Origin of the sequence: Zymobacter palmae (assembly GCF_003610015.1) — a bacterium.
Lineage (GTDB): Bacteria > Pseudomonadota > Gammaproteobacteria > Pseudomonadales > Halomonadaceae > Zymobacter > Zymobacter palmae.
The window spans coordinates 2,575,595-2,594,357 of the sequence record NZ_AP018933.1 but is presented as its reverse complement, the minus strand read 5'-3'; the positions used below and the strand labels follow the sequence as shown (position 1 = coordinate 2,594,357).

The following is an 18,763-nucleotide window of genomic DNA, read 5'->3' as shown; positions in this document are numbered from 1 at the left end:
GATCATTGGATAGAGAAGAGGTGCTGATCTTGAAGGCACATTGGCAAAGGAATGCGCTGACGAGCGTGACTTCACCGATGCGACCGCACGGTGCACGTCGCTACGTGACGATAGGACTGCTGCTTGTCGGGCTGTGGACTATGCTGTGCGCGGTCGTGCCGAGTGCTGTGGCGGCCACCGCGTCGGCCCCCCATGCGGCGGCGGCAACGACATCCTTGACGGCCGAAGAGCGTGAGTCATACAAGGCCATGGCCGACATGCTCTCCAACGATACTACGCGCAAGCGGATGGTTGAGCAGCTGAGGGCGATGGCCGATGGCAAGTCGCCTGCCGACGTTGGGCTGAGCGGGGCGGCGCACCCGGAAAACGATAAGGGATCGCTGCCGAACCAGATTGCGACCACAACCGAGCGGCTTGCCTCACAGATCGGCGATCAGCTGGTTCAGGCGGGCCAAGCCATCAATGACCTGCTGCACGGCCGCGGTGCAGCCAGCATGACCTTCAGCGATTGGCGCGGCCTGATGTCCGGCGTCATTCTGGTGATGATTGTGACGCAGGTGGTGTTCTGGGTACTGCGCTTGCTGGCGGCCCCGTTCTATCGGCGGGTCAACGACTGGGTCAATCGCCAGATGATCGAAGACCGACGCCAGCGTGAACAGCAAGCCGCTACGGCTCCGGAGGGTGAAGAGGTCGATCCCGGTGCTCCCAGCGCTGCCGTGATCGGCAAGCGCATTCTGGCGGTCGGCGGTTCGTTCCTCGTCGATATACTGCTGGTGGGTATCGCGGTTGGGGTCGGTTCCGGCACGGGGCTATTCGGTATCGGGCTGCCTGGCGAGCACGGCATGTTCGTGCCTGAGTACCTGAGCGCGTTCGGGATGATTGAGCTGATTAAGGCCGTACTGCGCCTGATCTTCGCCACCCGCTACGACCATCTGCGCCTGTTCCCGATGATGACGACCGAGACGGCGCGCTACTGGAACCGCTGGCTGGCGCGTCTGGTTGGACTGAGCGGCTATGGGTTGCTGGTTGCGATTCCGATTATCTCGAACCTGACCGGGTCGGCGATGGGTATTCTGGCCAGCCTGGTCATCATGATCGGCGTCTATATCTATGCAGTGCACGTCATCGTGCGCAATCGCACGGTACTGCGCGATCAATTCAACGCTATGGCCGACGATATCAGCATCAACTTCTTCAGTACGCTGATGCGCGCGCTGGCGCGGACGTGGCATATCTTCGCCATCCTATACTTCACCGTACTGCTGGTGGTCAGCCAGGTCGAGCCGACGCATGCGTTGCCGTTCATGGCTACCGCCACGCTGCAGACGCTGATTGCCGTCGGTGGTGGTCTGCTGATCTCTGCGGTGTTGACCGCGCTGATGTCGCGACGCGTCCGGTTGCCGGAAGGGGCGCGCCGTGCCCTGCCGCTGCTGGAAACGCGGCTGAACGCTTATGTGCCCAAGGCACTCCATGTGATTCGCACGTTGCTTAGCATCTTGGTAGTGCTGATGGTGCTCGACGCTTGGCATGCCTTCAACCTATCGGCGTGGCTGACCTCGTCGGAAGGCGCTCGCATGGTCAGTACGCTGATCGACGTGAGCCTAGTGCTATTCATTGCCATGATGGCGTGGACGCTGATCGCCAGCGTAATTGAGCATCGTCTGAGCGACAGCAACGGCCATCAGGCCAGCGCGCGTGAAAAGACCCTGCTTTCGCTGTTCCGCAACGCCATTATGATTGTCATCGTGTCGCTGACGCTGCTGGTGGTACTGTCCCAGCTAGGCATCAACATCACCCCGATTCTGACCAGTGTTGGGGTACTGGGGCTAGCGGTCAGTTTCGGGGCGCAGACGTTAGTCAAAGACATCATTACCGGTATTTTCATCCAGCTGGAGAATGCGCTGAATACGGGTGATGTGGTCGATGTGGCGGGCATCAACGGTACGGTTGAGCGTGTGACGATCCGCTCGGTGGCTATCCGCGCCACTAACGGTGCCTACCATGTCATTCCGTTTTCGTCTGTGGACAAGGTCACCAACTACATGCGCGGCTTTGCCCGTCACGTAGGGGAGTACGGCATCGCCTATCGCGAAGATATCGACAATGCCATTGCTGAGCTTCAGAAAGCGTTCGAGAAGCTGAATGACGACGACTCAGTGTCCTCGTTCATCATCGGCAATATGGAAGTGCCTGGCGTTATCGAACTGGCCGACAGTGCGGTCATCATCCGCATCATGATCACGACGCTGCCCGGCAAACAGTGGGCGGTAGGGCGCCTGTTCAACAAGCTGGTTAAGAACCAGTTCGATGAAGCGGGCATTGAAATGCCGTATCCGCATCAGACGCTTTACTTCGGTGAAGACCGCAACGGCAATGCGCCAGCCGCCAATGTACGACTGGTCAACGGCCGTTCAGAGGACGTCGCGGAGAAACCGGAGGTGGATGCCCATGCTGATGCGCATGCGGCGGACGATGATGATAACGACCGGGAACGCCGTCGCGAACCCGAATAAAGTGCGTGAGCTCATGCCCCTCTGATGACAGTTGGGGCGTGAATGCTGGCGCGGGAAGATAAAAATGGGGGAAGCCATCAGGCTTCCCCCATTTTTTCTTTGTTTTTCATTCTGACCGCAATCGACGGTGCTCAAACGATGCGGATGCTGCGATCAGGCATGCGATGAAGGCAGCGGAATGCCAGTCATCAGGGCTGTTTCGGCCAAGTCGATCTCGCTGACGAGGCGGTGCAGTAGTTCATCATTGATGCGGTGGCGACTGCGCAGACGGTAGATCTCGCGGCGTTCAGCATGCAGGGCCTCAATGCGCAGTTTGCGCTCGATATCCTGCATTAGCTCATGGCGGGAGGTGCTGGCGCGGTCATCCTCTACGGCGATGCGTTCCTGATAGTCGCTCAACAGCTGTGTACTGACATCGGTGAACGCCAGCAGGCGGTCGTTGACGTGCGGATCGTTGCTGTCGCCCGCGATCCTGTTCAGCTCGTCCATGCGCTGTTGGCGTACCTGCTCGATGCACTGGATTGCGGCTTTGGCGGCCATCTGACGTGCCTGACGTTCTTCCTGACGCATGCGTTCATCGGACGGAATCTCCAGATCGCGCAGCAGCACTGGCATGCCGATACTGGCAATCAGCAGCGTGCATAGGATGACGCCCGTGGCGATGAAGATCAGCAGATCACGGTAGGGGAGCTGTTGGGTCTTCGTCATCCAGATTGGGAACGACAGGGCCGCCGCCAGCGTGATGGTCCCGCGGATACCTGCGATGGTCGATACACCGATCAGGCGCAATGAAATCTTCTGCACCATGTTGCCGCGCAGATGGGCCACCAGCCCGCTGCTCTTGGCGGCCATGATGATCCACAGGAAGCGCAGCCCCAGCAGTGCCGCAGTGATGATCAGTACATAGCTGATCACCAGCAGAATGCTGAAGGGGTTGCTGTCATCGACAGTGGTTTCCATCGCTTTGGTGAAGATATGCGGCAACTGGAAGCCCAGCAGCAGGAACACCAACGAGTTGAGCACGTACTCGATGATTTCCCACATGCTGCGCGTCTTAAGACGTACGCGCACCTGGCTTTCGCGTTTTAAATCGGTGCGGTTGATAACCAGCCCCGACGCGACAGCAGCCAGGATGCCGGAGAGGTGCATGTGCTCCGCCAGTAGGAAGGTTGCGAACGGCAGCAGCAGTTGCAGCAGCACGATCTGGGTGGCTGATTCCTCACCACTGCGGCGGTCGATCAGACGGGTACGAATAAAGCTGAATGCGAACGCCAGTGCACCGCCGAGCAGCAGCCCCCCGATGGCGATCACGATGAAGCTCAACGTGGCTTGACTGAATGAAAAGGCCCCCGTCGTCGCCGCCAGCATCGCGAACTTAAACGCCACCAGACCGGAAGCATCGTTCATCAGCGATTCCCCTTCCAGCACGCGCATCAGGCGTGGCGGTACGGGAAGACGCCCTGAAATGGCCGATACGGCGACGGCATCCGTGGGTGACAGTACCGCTGCCAGCGCCATGGCGATGGGGAGCGGAATGCCTGGAATGATCCAGTGAATCAGATAGCCGATGGTTACCACCGTGACCAGCACCAAGCCGAGCGCCAGTGCGAGAATTGGCCCGCGCAGTGCCATCAGTTCACGCTGAGGGAAGCGGCGAGCATCAGCAAACAGCAAGGGCGCAATGAACAGTAGAATGAAAATGTCTGGCTCGAGATCGACGTGCAAGCCTAGTCCCCATTCGGGGGCGATGATTGACGGCAGTGCCAGCAGCGCGCCAAAGGCAATCTGGACGAGGGGGACAGGAAGAGATGGAAGGAAACGTGCGGCAATACCAGTAGCTGACGCGACAGAAATGAGGGTCAGAACGAGGAAAACTGTTTCCATTGATAGGGCTCGGCTTTGATCGACAACAAGGAGGTGAATGAGACGCAAGCAAGTGTATATCGGAACATTTTCGTCGAATATATAACTCTTGCTTCTTTAAAAGTCGCTTCTAATAACCATACCACGTATGTCAATAGGCGGCGACTGGGGGATCCCTCAGGCATGAAACGCCAGAAGACGAGTGCGTGGCAAGGCATTGAATGTCAGTAAATGTATCGGCCGTAAGGGGGCTTTGCCTGAAGGGTGTTGTTGCATCCGTTGATGGAACGGCAAGCCCCCCGCTAGAGCAGGGGGCTTGATGACTTCTGGCGATGTCTTGCTGGATCAGATCTCTGTGCGCAGCGGCGGTGCCATGAACTCGGGACCGACAGGGGCCTTAATGTTGCGATCAAGAATGCGGTCTATCTCAGCCTTGGCATCTTCATCCAGTGACCAGCCCATGACGTCATTGACAGGGTCAAGTTGGTCGGGACGGCGTGCGCCCCACAGTGCAATGGAAACGCCTTTCTGATCAAGCAGCCAGCGCAGTGCCAGATGCAGAACCGTACGGTCATAGTTAACGAGCGCAAAAGCATCCAGTTCTTTCACGGCGTTCAGATACTGCTCGAAGCGCGGTGGCTGGAACTTAGGATCGCTGTTGCGCAAGTCGTCGCCACTGAAGGTGCGATTGCGGTCGATTTTGCCGGACAGCAAGCCACGGCACAGTGCACCGTAAGTCAGCGTACCGATATTCTGTTCGATCAGTGTGGGCAGTAAGTCCTTCTCGATATCACGCTCGAACAGGTTGTAGGGCGGCTGATGGGTCGTGATCGGGCACACTTTTTCGAACGCCTTGACCTGCTCGGGGTTGAAGTTGCTGACCCCGATGGCGCGGACTTTGCCGCTTTCACGGATCTTGCGTAACGCTTCGGCGGATTCTTCGATCGGCACCGTGCTGTCTGGCCAGTGCAACTGATAGATATCGATATGATCAGTTTGCAGCCGACGCAGGCTGTCGTCGATTTCCTGCGCAAGGCGTGCCGGAGAGGCATCACGGAACACTGTGCCGTCCGTTTTCCAGTTCAGACCACACTTGGATGCAATGATGGTTTTGTCGCGACGCCCGCCTTCCTTCAATGCTTTGCCGACCAGTTCTTCGGAATGGCCGCAGCCATATACCGGAGCCGTATCAATGCAGGTAATGCCGCGGTCGATGGCGCTCTGTACGGTCGCGATCGACTGCTTGTCATCCGTACCGCCCCAAGATGAGCCGCCGATGGCCCAAGTGCCTAGCGCGATGCGCGTTGCCGTGATATCACTTTTGGGAAGCGTAATGGTGTCCATGGTCATGGTGTTCTCCCGCATGGTGCGTTAGTGGCGTTCAGCCGTGAACAGCGCGTTGCCGCGCGACCTTCTTTGCTTGTGGCGGCGAGCGTTGACTCGCCCCGCCCCGAATCATCGTTTACTTCAATGCATATTTTTCTTCGTGGCAGCTGATAGCGTTAGCGCCAGTTTATGGCCCTATCCATAAGACAGTGTAGGTGGCACTAAGTGTATTCAAGGGTATCGGTACCGTTTGCACACTTCGCGGTGCTGAAGGTGTATGGCTGTCCTGAATAGTGAGAGCGCTACTAAGCCGTTCCGGTTCCCTATCCTTATCATGCCAGAAGGTCTTATCTTTTCTCGCCGAGCGCCTCGGTATACTGAGCTTCTTCTTTTACGTGTTACGTACGCGTGCATGCCCGGTGATTCTGCTGCAGTAAAGCGTAGGGATACGCCGCAGGTATGCAGCATCTGACGCCTGTGGGCGATAGCGTGAATAAGACGCGCGATACGCAGACGGCATGGTGATAGGCTGGGGTGGATCGTGGATCGTTGCCCCCAGCGCTGCGTCCGCGTAGCCGGTAGAGGATCACCGCCAGTGTTTAATTCGAACGATGATGCAACAGGAGACGACTGCATGAGCAGTATCAAGGCTATTCTTTTTGATTTTGACGGTACGCTGGCCAACTCCGAACAGAACCACTTCGAAGTCTGGAATATCGTTCTTGCCGAGTGCGGTGAAGCTCCGCTGGATGAATACACCTATACCCACGGCCTGGCGGGCCTGCCCGTGCCCGAAGCTGCGCGGCACGTAAAAGAGCATCTGTCACTGACCGTGCCGCTCGAAGAGATCGTCCGCCGCAAGAACATCGAAACCGGGCGCTACTTTACCGAGCACCCGGTCGATATGATGCCGTTTGCCAAAGAGATTCTGACCCTGTGCCGCGACCGTGGTTTGAAACTGGCACTGGTGACGGCTTCCTCTCGCAGCGAACTGGCGCCTACATTTAAGCATCATGAACTGGCCCCGTTCTTCGATGCCGTCGTTACCCGTGATGACGTTGAACGCAGTAAGCCGTTCCCTGACAGCTATCAGCTGGGCATGGAACGACTGGGCGTAACGGCCGCCGAATCCTTGGCCGTGGAAGACACCTCGCACGGTGTACAGGCTGCCCATAGTGCCGACATTCCTGTCGCCGCCGTGCCCAACGAGCATTCCCGCAGTGGCGACTTCTCTGCCGCTACCGTCGTCATTGACGATGGCCTGAAAGGCGTATGGCGCTGGATCGAAGCCCAGCTGTAACCCTTTTTCCCTTCCGCTTGGCCATGCAAGGTCGATGGTTGTGAGCGGAAGGGATGCTCCTCGCCCCTCTGATAAATTCCCCATTGAACGCGATAGCGCTCGCCAGTGGTTTTCCCTTCTGAACGAAATGGCCTGCTAGGCAACGCCGCTCTGGCCGTTCACGGCCTCTTCATGCACTGTGGAACACGCCTGTAGCATGCTGTATTCCCTATTCTTTTGATATAATAATGGGCTGTTGTAATCACGATGTTTGCGTTAAAGACAAGCGTGTAACGCACGATAATCATGAGTGATGCGTACCGTTATGAAACACCTTGTTATGGTGATGAACCTCGCGTTCAGCCCATGCTATAGCGCAATGTGCAGATAAATCGGTCGTTCGGAAAAAGGGTGTTAACGTGCTCGCCAGATGGGTGAAATGAAGCCAATAATCGGTTAACTTACTGGTAACGATCATAAAAAAATGGGATAGAGGCGCAGTGGATATCAGCCTCCATCACCTTAAGCACAATTATTGAAGGGGGAATGATGGCGTCTCTATCATCCTTGCAGCAGCTGTTCGACATCACCCTGAGCGATGCCGGGCGCTTACTCACGCTCTCAACGCCGTTAGGTAGCCATGCGCTGCTGGTACAGCGTGTTGTGGCGCACGAGCAGCTCAGCGCACCGTTTACCTTTACCGTCGATTGCCTCTCGCAGCAGCATGACCTTGACCTGCGCCAGCTGTTGGCCCAGCCGGTCACGCTGTCGCTTCTGCAAGCCGACGGCACTTACCGTGATCTGCACGCGATCGTCAGCGATGCTGCCCTGTTGGGAAGCGACGGCGGTGTCAGCGACTATCAGCTGGTGCTTAAGCCGTGGCTGACGCTGCTGGAGCACGTCTGTGACAGCCGTATCTTCCAAGACCTGACGGTTGTTGAGATCGTCACGCAGGTACTGGAAGGCCATTCGTTCAGCGAGGGCGGTTTCCGCTTCGATCTGCGCCACCAAGACCGCTACCCTAAACGCTCCTACTGCGTGCAGTACCGCGAAAGCAGTTACCACTTCATCAGCCGTTTGCTGGAAGAAGAAGGGATTTGGTGGTACGTCGCGCAGGAACAGGATAAGCACGTTATCGTCTTTACCGACGACAACGACACCTGCCCCAATGTCAGCCCCGAGACCATACGCTTTCATCGCCAGTCCGCGACCGAGCAGTTCGACAGTCTGACCGACTGGGGACACCTGCGTCGCGTGCAGCCGACCCGCGTTAGTTTGGGCTCGTTCGACTACAAGGCACCGGGCGCGCCGACGCGGGTCCAGCTCGATACCGTCGACGATCAGAGCGGGCTGCCGGTGCTGGAGCAGTACGATTACTCCGGTGAATACAGCTTCCCCCGCTACGACCGCGGCCATCAGTTGGGTGAAACGCTGATGGAAGGCCATGAGTCGCAGGCCGAACGGTTCACGGGGGCGGGCGGCATACGTCAGCTGAGTGTGGGCCACGGCTTTGTCTTAAGCCAGCACCCCAATCATGACAGCGGCGGGATGGAGAAGCGTACCTTCCTGTTGCTGGAGCTGAGCTGGGCGGCAGAGAACAACCTGCCGATGGCCGCCGTGCGCCGTCAGATGCCGGGCAGTCTAGAGCCACAGCTTGAAGCGCTGCGCGACGTGACGGGGCACACCGTTGAAGGGGCTTCTGAGCAAGATACCGCCGGAACGGCGTTCTTCCATGTTCAGCTGGAAGCGCAGTACCGCAATGTGCCGTATCGCGCCCCGATCACCCATACCAAGCCCGAACTGGGCGGCCCACAGACCGCCATCGTGGTCGGGCCGGCTAATGAACAGATTCATACCGATAGCCTCAATCGCGTGAAGGTCCAGTTTCACTGGGACCGCACCGGCCAGTACACCGAAAAATCCAGCTGCTGGCTGCGCGTATCACAAGACAACGCCGACAGCGGTTGGGGTGCGGTGTTTGTGCCGCGCATTGGGCAGGAAGTGATCGTCAGCTTCCTTGAAGGCGATCCTGATCGGCCGTTGATTACCGGGCGCGTCTACAACGGTGATCGTCAGCCGCTGTGGCACAGCAATGGCCTGCTGTCGGGCTTCCACACCCAAAATTACCACGGCGGTGGTTACAACGAACTGGTGTTTGACGACGCCACCGGGCAAAGCCGCATTCGCTTGGGCACCGACCAACAGCATTCACAGCTGAACTTGGGCTACCTGATTCATCAGGAAGGTAACGATCGCGGCGCATTCCGCGGCCTTGGCTTCGAGCTGCGCAGTGACGCCTACGGTGCCGTACGGGCCAACCAAGGGCTGTACCTGTCAAGTTGGGGGCAAGCCCATGCCAGCGGTGACCAGCTGGACGTTGATCCTGCCCGCCAGCAGTTGACCAATGCCCAGCGCCTCAACGACCAGTTAAGCGACTTAGCCAAGCAGCACAAGGCCGACGCCCTGACCAGTACCGAACCGTTGACCAAGGCCGCAGAACAGGCCAGTACTGCCTTGGCAGGCACTTCTCATAGCAGCGGTGACTCCGCCGCAGCACAGGCGAGCGCCAGCGGTGGTACGGGGCAATCGCGCAAGATGAGCGAACCGTGGTTGCATGCCGCGTCACCCGCGGGCATCAGTTTGACCACCCCGCAGTCGACGCACCTGGCACAGGGCGAGCACCTCACCCTGACCAGCGGACAGGACACCACGATCGCCACCGGCAAGAGCCTCTTGGCCTCGATCACTGAAAAACTGTCGGTGTTCGTTTACAACGCCGGGATCAAACTGTTCGCCGGTAAGGGCAAGGTCGAGATACAGGCACAATCGGACGAACTGGCCCTTACCGCCCAGAAGGACGTACACGTCAGCTCAACGCAGGGCAAGGTCGAAGTGGCGGCGACCGACGAGATCCTGCTGAGCTGTGGCGGCGGTTATATCCGTATCAAGGGCGGCAACATTGAGATTCATGCGCCCGGCACCATCAGCGTGAAAGGGGCTCAGCACGCCTTCTCTGGCTCGACCTCGCAAAGCCCGACCCTGCCTGAATTGCCGACCAGTGAACCCGGCAACCTACAGCTGTGGCACGCCTATGCCCAAGGCGAAGCCGTCCCCGGTGCGAAGTACCGCGCCACATTAAGCGACGGCAGCGTGCGCGAAGGGGCACTGGATGCGTCAGGGAAAGCCATGCTGACGGGCGTGCCACCGGGTGGGGCCGCCGTGGAGTTCTTCCGCGAGCCGACGCCTGTGTCGGGGGATGCTAACGTCTGGCCGCGTTGGCAAGGAAAAGGCAAGCCGCTGAATCTAGCTGGCATTGATCCTTCCTCGGACATCACAAAATAAAGAATGCAGGGATAACGAACACTCATGACAGACACACCACAAAACGATCAGCAGAGCCTGGTCTCACCTCAACAGGTAGTGAACGATGCCAGCGCGGCAGAAGAAAATCCGCTCAAAGGCATTGATCCCAAGCTGATTGAGCAGGCCAACCAGCGACGTGTGATGTATGCCCCGGCCAACGTTGAGCCTTCTCAGCCAGAAGTCACGATGGAAGAGCCGAAGCCGAACGAGAACGGCAGCAACATGGTGCACTACATCATGGAAGGGGCCGCATGCATTCCTATCGTAGGTAATGTCATTGCACTTAAAGATGTGGCGTTCGACACCTATGAAATCTGCAAAACCGACGAGCATAACCAGCATTCGAATCTCAAGAACATCTGGCTATGGGTCACGCTCGGCGTTGATGGTATCGGCATAATACCTGCGGCAGGTAACGCCTCTGCCCCCATCCGTGCTGTTGTCAGACACGGCCTGTGGGAGTTCGCGCGCGGTGCGGGGTTGGCGCTATTAATCGACAAGCTGGTCGAGGTATTCAGCGGCCAGATTGAAGAGTTCTTATTGAAATTGCAGTCATGGATTGAAGAGCTCAAAAGCCTTCTGGTTGATCTGATCCAGAAGCTAGGTAACTCGCTGGCGGATTTCATCCACAGCCCGTTCAACTGGGCCAAGCAGGTCAAGTTGATCGAGGAAGGCTGGACCGTTTGGCCATCGGACAATGTCAAAAAAATTGCCTTTAAAGGCATGGAAAAGCTGCTGGATTGTTTGGATCAGACACTGCGCCAGTCCCTTGAGCAGGGCATGCGTGACTATAGCGTGCAGGGCGCCGTTATGGTGGGGGATGCCATACTCAAGCTGATGCCGCTGGTGATTGCCATTACCGATGCCGTACTGGCACGTCGTCACCGGACAAAGAACGTGCAGGCGCAGTCACACGTGACCAACGATGGCAAGGCGCATCAGCCCGCCGCGCTGGTTGAACAGAAAGGTGACTGCACCAAGGCACCTGCCGACAATCACCCTACGCCGGCGAAAGATAAGCCCGGCTGCTCAACGTGCCCTAAAGTAGAGGCGAAACACCGTCCTCCGCCCCGTACACAGAACCCGATTCATCTTGTAATGGGGGATGAAAACCTATGGCAGAACGACTTTGTTGTGCCCGGGCTTATTGACCTTGAGTGGACGCGCTTCTACCGTTCCAGCTGTGACATGCTGGACGATAGCGAGCTGGGTGCGCGTTGGAGTACGCCCTACCATCTACGCTTCGAGCAGAGCGACGAGCAGCTGTTCTTTATTGACGATGAAAACCGCTGTGTGCCGCTTGCCTCCCTCGCTGTGGGCGAGTCGCGTTATGAACCCGCGGAGCATATCACGCTGTCACGTCCTTCCGAGCACGAGATCGTGTTGGAGACGCTTTATAACGATCGCCAGCGCTATGTGCGAATGGGCAGTGCCAATACCGCGGGACGCCATGTGTTCCGGCTGGTCGAGGTCCGCGAACAAGACGGCAACGCGCTGCACTTCGAGTATGACACCGCTCAGCGGCTGATGACGCGTATTACTGACGGTGCGGCGATGGACGTGCGCCTGACGTATAACGCGGAGGGACTGGTCGAACGTATTGAGCGCCATTTTCCGGATGCTGAGCACGCTCCTGAAGTGCTATCGCACTATGTGTATGACACGCAGCGCGATCTGGTCGCGCAGACCGATGCCCGCGACCGTACTCGCACCTACCGCTATGAACAGCACCTGCTGACGTTCTATGCCAACCGCAACGGTCTGGGGTGCCACCTAGAGTGGGAGTGGCCCGGTCAGGCAGGAGGTGAACCCGCCAATGCGCGTGAAGCGCGCTGTATCCATAACTGGCTGGACGATGGCAGTGAAGATACCCGCTTCGAGTATAACCGCAGCATGTGGTACACCAAGGTCACCGATGCGCAGGGGCTAGAGACCTTCTATCGCTATAACTACTTCAATCGCATTGAGTCACGCACCACTCCGTATCAGCCGCATCTTGGCAGCGAACACTGGCGCTGGGACGAGTACGGTAACCTGCTGGCCCATATTGATGGTGAAGGGCGTACCTTTGCCTTTGAATACGATGCCAAGGGGCGTTTGATCCGCTTTAGCGATCCAATGTCACGTACGATGGCCTTTGAATACGATGAAAAAGGGCATCAGGTCAAAACGATTGACCCCATGGGCCGTACGCGCGAAATGCAATACGACAGTCAAAATCGTGTTGCAGCGGACACAGACTTTGCGGGTCGCACCACCCAGTTCAGCTACAACGACCAGTCGCTGCCGATCAAGGTCATCGATCCGGCCAATAACGAATACGGTTATCAGTGGAATGAACAAGGGCAGCTGGTTGCTTCTACCGACTGTTCAGGCCAGAAGACTACCTATACCTACGATCATCGTGGTCAGCTGATCGAGCAAACCGATGCGCTGAAACAGAAGATCTATTTCCAGCGCGACCGGATGGGGCTGCCGACCGTCGTGCGTTATCCCGATGGCACCACTGAGCAGTTCGAGTACGACGGCGAGGGCAACCTGACCCGCTACGTTAACCCGACAGGCGAAGAAACCCGCTACGCCTACGACGGTAAGGGGCTGCCAGTCGAGCGCATCGATGCGGCCGGTTTCCGGTTGGCCTATCAGTACGACACTCTGCGCCGCCTGTCACGCCTGACCAACCAGAACGGTGAGCAGTGGACGTTCGATTACGACGGTGTCGGTCGTCTTAAGCAGGAAGTGGGCTTCGACGGTCGTACCCGCAAGTACCAGTACGACGAAGGCGGGATGCTACTGACGTACAGCGAGGGCGATCAAGCCACGCTGTACGAACGTGACAGTACGGGGCTGCTGAAGCGCAAGCTTATCGAACGCAAGGGTCACGGCATCGTTGAGACGCGGTACGCGCATGACATGTTGGGTCGCCTGACCTCCGTGCAGAACAGCCACAGCGCGGTACGTCTGCATTATGACGCGCTGGATAATTTGATCGCTGAAGAACAGACCGCTGACCTGCCGGACGGTTATCACTACCGCAGCGTCTATCGTCACACCTACGACGTGCTGGGTAATCGCCAAACGACCACGCTGCCAAACGGGCAGGAAGTGGCATGGCTGCGCTATGGCTCTGGCCACGTGCATGCGATGTCGCTTGATCGCCAACCGCTATTCGATTTCGAGCGCGATGCGCTGCATCGCGAAACGGCGCGCCACTATGGCGTCCAACAGCAGACGCGCCAGTACGATGTGATGGGCCGCCTGACCCGTCAGCAGCGTCTGCTAGGTGACGATGCTAAACAGCAGCGCCTGTACCACTACACCCAGACCTCTGAACTGTACGGCATTGACGACTCGCTCAAGGGTGAAACGCGCTATCAGTATGACCCAATTGGTCGTTTGAAAGCCGCCAACACACCGCTGGGCAATGAGACCTTTGCGTTTGACCCGGCGGGTAACCTGATCGACCCCGAACTGCTGCAGAATACCGAGCAGCACCGCGACAGCCAGCCGATCAACACCCGCTGGGACGGCGCGCGCGAAGAAGTCAAATTCGACTACCGCCAGCTGCCCAAAGTGATGGGCAACCTGCTGGAACGCTATGCGGGTACTCATTACCAGTACGATGAGCGCGGCAACCGCCGCCGTCAGACGGAACCAAGCGGCCATACCACCGAATATTTTTATGATGCCGATGACCGCCTGATTGAGGTCAAACGCTACCGTCGCGCCCCTGCGGCCGGTGATACCACACCACCCGAGATGCACGCCAAATACGGCTACGACGGCTTTGGGCGTCGCCTATGGAAACTGGTCAAAGACGGCAAGGCCACACCTAAGCTCACCGTGTTCAGCTGGGACACCAACCTACTGACCTCGGAAGAGGTGTTCGAAGGCGAGTTCCACTTCTGGGACACCTTTGCCTACCCGCAAGAGCCGGAACTCGAGCCCGAAGACCCGAGCAAGAAATTCTCGCTGCCAGTCGCCCAGCGCGTGCACACACTGACAGCACGTGCACTTAAGCGCACCCACTGGCTGTACGAACCCGATAGCTTCGTACCCGCGGCACAGCTGGCTGAGACCTATGACCAGCATGCCCAACGCATGACAGGCACTGGCCAAGCCGCCTACTCATCCGCTGTATCGACAGGCGCAGCAACAGTTGAACCCCAACTGTACTACATTCATACCGACCATCTGGGCACACCGCAGGAACTCACCGACCGCGAAGGCAATCTGCAGTGGGTAGGGCAGTACCGTGCGTGGGGTGAGCTGGCAAAGGCCACTGATAGCGAAGGCAATGCCGCTAACGTTGAGATGTCACTGCGCTTCCAAGGGCAGTACTTCGACTCTGAAACGGGGCTACACTACAACCGCTTTAGGTACTACGACCCGCAGGTAGGGCGGTTTACGACCCAAGACCCGATTAGCCTCGCGGGTGGGATTAATCTTTATCAATATGCACCTAACCCAGTGCAGTGGGTAGATGCCTTGGGTTTGCAACGTCTGAATCAAAAATGTCCAAGCGGAACTGGCGATAATATTCCGAAACTGGACAGATCCCAATTGCCTCTTGAAGAGAGAAATGCTCTCGATCGCACTGTCAACCATATAGATAATGGAGCGACCCCCAACGATGCTACTGCCAAAAGATGGGGTATTAATTTCGAGAACCGACGGGGCGATTTGCCCGGAGGAAAATATGAAAACTCTCCTTATAGAGAGTATCGTGTGTCTCCCTCGCCGGATACACCACAAGGAAAGCCTGGACCTCGACGGGTTGTAGTGAATAACGATTCAGGGCAGAAATATTATACCCAAGATCATTACAAAACATTTATAGAAATATGATTTTAACAATTTCAAAGGAGAAGTGTATGAGTGATCAAGAGCATATTGAAACGGTTAAAAAAAGCTTTCTTAAGCGGGGAGGTTACTCATCTGAAAAAAACATTCTTTCTCTAAGAAATAATTCTTTTCTCATTGATTTGAATGGAGTGAATGGAATAGTTGATTTATTTAATTGTTTAAGTATTAGTTTCCCATTAGAAACTGAATTGAGTCAAGAGAATGTTCTCGAAAAAAACTGGGACTCTTTGGATGATTCAATTGGAGGAGCTATGATTTCGAAATCAGAAGAAGGTAGTATTTGTTACGTTCTGATTGGATTTGAAGAGTTTTCCAATAAATATCCCGATGCATGGGAGCTTTTATCTATCTTATACAAGAATGCAGATTATATAAAAAACACCAGTGTTATTAAAAATGATATAAACATATATGTATTTAGATAGTCATCGTTGATGCCTGAACAGCCTAGGGATGCCATCTGGAATGGGAGTGGCCCGGTCAGGCGGAAGGTGAACCCGCCAATGCGCGTGAAGCGCGCTGTATCCATAACTGGCTAGACGATGGCAGTGAAGATACCCGCTTCGAGTACAACCGCCGCATGTGGTACACCAAGGTCACCGATGCGCAGGGGCTAGAGACCTTCTATCGCTACAATTACTTCAATCGCATCGAATCACGGACCACTCCGTATCAGCCGCATCTTGGCAGCGAACACTGGCGCTGGGATGAGCACGGTAACCTGCTGGCCCATATTGATGGTGAAGGGCGTACCTTTGCCTTTGAATACGATGCCAAGGGGCGTTTGATCCGCTTTAGCGATCCAATGTCACGTACGATGGCCTTTGAATACGATGAAAAAGGGCATCAGGTCAAAACGATTGACCCCATGGGCCGTACGCGCGAAATGCAATACGACAGTCAAAATCGTGTTGCAGCGGATACTGACTTTGCGGGTCGCACCACCCAATTTAAGTACAACGATCAGTCGCTGCCGATCAAGGTCATCGATCCGGCCAATAACGAATACGGTTATCAGTGGAATGAACAAGGGCAGCTGGTTGCTTCTACCGACTGTTCAGGCCAGAAGACTACCTATACCTACGATCATCGTGGTCAGCTGATCGAGCAAACCGATGCGCTGAAACAGAAGATCTATTTCCAGCGCGACCGGATGGGGCTGCCGACCGTCGTGCGTTATCCCGATGGCACCACTGAGCAGTTCGAGTACGACGGCGAGGGCAACCTGACCCGCTACGTTAACCCGACAGGCGAAGAAACCCGCTACGCCTACGACGGTAAGGGGCTGCCAGTCGAGCGCATCGATGCGGCCGGTTTCCGGTTGGCCTATCAGTACGACACTCTGCGCCGCCTGTCACGCCTGACCAACCAGAACGGTGAGCAGTGGACGTTCGATTACGACGGTGTCGGTCGTCTTAAGCAGGAAGTGGGCTTCGACGGTCGTACCCGCAAGTACCAGTACGACGAAGGCGGGATGCTACTGACGTACAGCGAGGGCGATCAAGCCACGCTGTACGAACGTGACAGTACGGGGCTGCTGAAGCGCAAGCTTATCGAACGCAAGGGTCACGGCATCGTTGAGACGCGGTACGCGCATGACATGTTGGGTCGCCTGACCTCCGTGCAGAACAGCCACAGCGCGGTACGTCTGCATTATGACGCGCTGGATAATTTGATCGCTGAAGAACAGACCGCTGACCTGCCGGACGGTTATCACTACCGCAGCGTCTATCGTCACACCTACGACGTGCTGGGTAATCGCCAAACGACCACGCTGCCAAACGGGCAGGAAGTGGCATGGCTGCGCTATGGCTCTGGCCACGTGCATGCGATGTCGCTTGATCGCCAACCGCTATTCGATTTCGAGCGCGATGCGCTGCATCGCGAAACGGCGCGCCACTATGGCGTCCAACAGCAGACGCGCCAGTACGATGTGATGGGCCGCCTGACCCGTCAGCAGCGTCTGCTAGGTGACGATGCTAAACAGCAGCGCCTGTACCACTACACCCAGATCTCTGAACTGTACGGCATTGACGACTCGCTCAAGGGTGAAACGCGCTATCAGTATGACCCAATTGGTCGTTTGAAAGCCGCCAGCACACCACTGGGTGAGGAATCGTTTGCCTTCGATCCCGCAGGCAACCTGATTGACCCCGAGCTGTTGCAGAACACCGAGCAGCACCGCGATAGCCAGCCGATCAACACCCATTGGGACGGTGCGCGCGAAGAAGTAAAATTCGACTACCGCCAGCTTCCCAAAGTGATGGGCAACTTGCTGGAACGCTATGCGGGCACGCATTACCAGTACGATGAGCGTGGCAATCGCCGCCGCCAGACCGAACCCAGTGGGCACACTACCGAATACGTTTACGACGCCGACGACCGCCTGATCGAGGTCAAACGCTACCGTCGCGCACCTGCTGCCGGTGACACCACTCCGCCTGAAATGCACGCCAAGTACGGCTACGACGGCTTTGGGCGTCGCCTATGGAAACTGGTCAAAGACGGCAAAGCTAAGCCTAAGCTCACGGTGTTTAGCTGGGACGCCAACCTACTGACCTCGGAAGAGGTGTTCGAAGGCGAGTTCCACTTCTGGGACACCTTTGCCTACCCGCAAGAGCCTGAACTAGAACCTGAAGACCCGAGCAAAAAGTTCTCACTGCCAATCGCCCAGCGCGTGCACACACTGACAGCACGTGCACTTAAGCGCACCCACTGGCTGTACGAACCCGAAAGCTTCGTACCCGCGGCACAGCTGGCTGAGACTTATGACCAGCGCTCACAGCGTATGACAGGTACAGGGAGCGTTGCATACTCGGCAGATTCAGTCACCAATGAACCCCAGCTGTACTATATCCATACCGACCATCTGGGCACACCGCAGGAACTGACCGACCGAGACGGCAATCTACAGTGGATTGGGCAATACCGTGCATGGGGAGAGCTGGCAAAGGCCAATGACAGCGAAGGCAACGCCCCCATCGTAGAGATGCCCCTGCGCTTTCAGGGTCAGTACTGTGATGCTGAAACAGGACTGCACTACAACCGATACAGGTACTACGATCCACAGGTAGGACGGTTTACGAGCCAAGACCCGATTAGCCTCGCGGGTGGGACTAATCTTTATCAATATGCACCTAACCCAGTGCAGTGGATAGATCCATTTGGCTTAAAGAAATCCTCTTCATCACGAAAACCTGAGAAAATTTAGACAAAGTCTACTGGTAGAACTAAGTTAAATAATAAGAATGAAGAATTTGCTTATGATCACGTTAACAAATATCCTGAAAATGGTACTGTTATTATTGATAGCGATAAAATAAACGATCCTTGTTTTAAAGGAAAAGGATGGTCAAAAGTAGAGCAAAAAATTAATGGGGTTATAGTGCATTATATGGCTAAAATAGATGAAAAAGGCAACATGACTCACGTTACAGATTTTAAAATAAAGGACTGACAATGAAATATATATATTCAGATGAAGGGAAAAATAAAGAACATTGGCTTATTTGCGAAAAATATAAATCCCCTTATATTGAAGTCGGTTTTGTTG

Annotated in this window: 8 protein-coding genes; 6 read left to right on the top strand and 2 right to left on the bottom strand. The window is 56.3% G+C overall.

All coding sequences use genetic code 11. The features are described 5' to 3' along the window. The first annotated feature begins 20 nt into the window (after positions 1-20). Positions 21-2,513: a mechanosensitive ion channel domain-containing protein gene (locus ZBT109_RS11435; protein WP_145984524.1), complete on the top strand. Its 2,493-nt coding sequence runs from the start codon at positions 21-23 to the stop codon at positions 2,511-2,513. Positions 2,514-2,666: 153 nt separating this feature from the next. Here ZBT109_RS11435 and ZBT109_RS11430 read toward each other — a convergent pair whose 3' ends face one another. Both ZBT109_RS11430 and ZBT109_RS11425 read right to left on the bottom strand, forming a co-directional pair. Further along, positions 2,667-4,397, bottom strand: coding sequence for a Na+/H+ antiporter (locus ZBT109_RS11430; RefSeq protein ID WP_027706324.1), 1,731 nt, complete (start codon positions 4,395-4,397; stop codon positions 2,667-2,669). Between the two features lie 324 nt (positions 4,398-4,721). After that, positions 4,722-5,726 (bottom strand): aldo/keto reductase, encoded by a 1,005-nt coding sequence (locus ZBT109_RS11425; RefSeq protein ID WP_232012846.1) that lies wholly within the window; start codon positions 5,724-5,726, stop codon positions 4,722-4,724. A 610-nt stretch (positions 5,727-6,336) separates the two neighbouring features. Here ZBT109_RS11425 and ZBT109_RS11420 point away from each other — a divergent pair. The 5 genes from ZBT109_RS11420 to ZBT109_RS11400 all read left to right on the top strand — a co-directional run bounded on the left by ZBT109_RS11420 (position 6,337) and on the right by ZBT109_RS11400 (position 18,421). Beyond that, positions 6,337-7,002: an HAD family hydrolase gene (locus tag ZBT109_RS11420; protein WP_027706322.1), complete on the top strand. Its 666-nt coding sequence runs from the start codon at positions 6,337-6,339 to the stop codon at positions 7,000-7,002. A 528-nt stretch (positions 7,003-7,530) separates the two neighbouring features. After that, a complete protein-coding gene (locus tag ZBT109_RS11415) occupies positions 7,531-10,323 on the top strand; it encodes a type VI secretion system Vgr family protein (RefSeq protein WP_084261974.1) in 2,793 nt (930 codons plus the stop codon). Positions 10,324-10,347: 24 nt separating this feature from the next. Next, positions 10,348-15,192: an RHS repeat-associated core domain-containing protein gene (locus ZBT109_RS11410; protein WP_120185376.1), complete on the top strand. Its 4,845-nt coding sequence runs from the start codon at positions 10,348-10,350 to the stop codon at positions 15,190-15,192. Positions 15,193-15,218: 26 nt separating this feature from the next. After that, positions 15,219-15,635: a hypothetical protein gene (locus ZBT109_RS11405; RefSeq protein ID WP_027705641.1), complete on the top strand. Its 417-nt coding sequence runs from the start codon at positions 15,219-15,221 to the stop codon at positions 15,633-15,635. Between the two features lie 155 nt (positions 15,636-15,790). Continuing rightward, entirely contained in the window at positions 15,791-18,421 is a 2,631-nt protein-coding gene (locus ZBT109_RS11400; RefSeq protein ID WP_120185375.1) for an RHS repeat-associated core domain-containing protein, read from the top strand. Positions 18,422-18,763 lie beyond the last annotated feature (342 nt).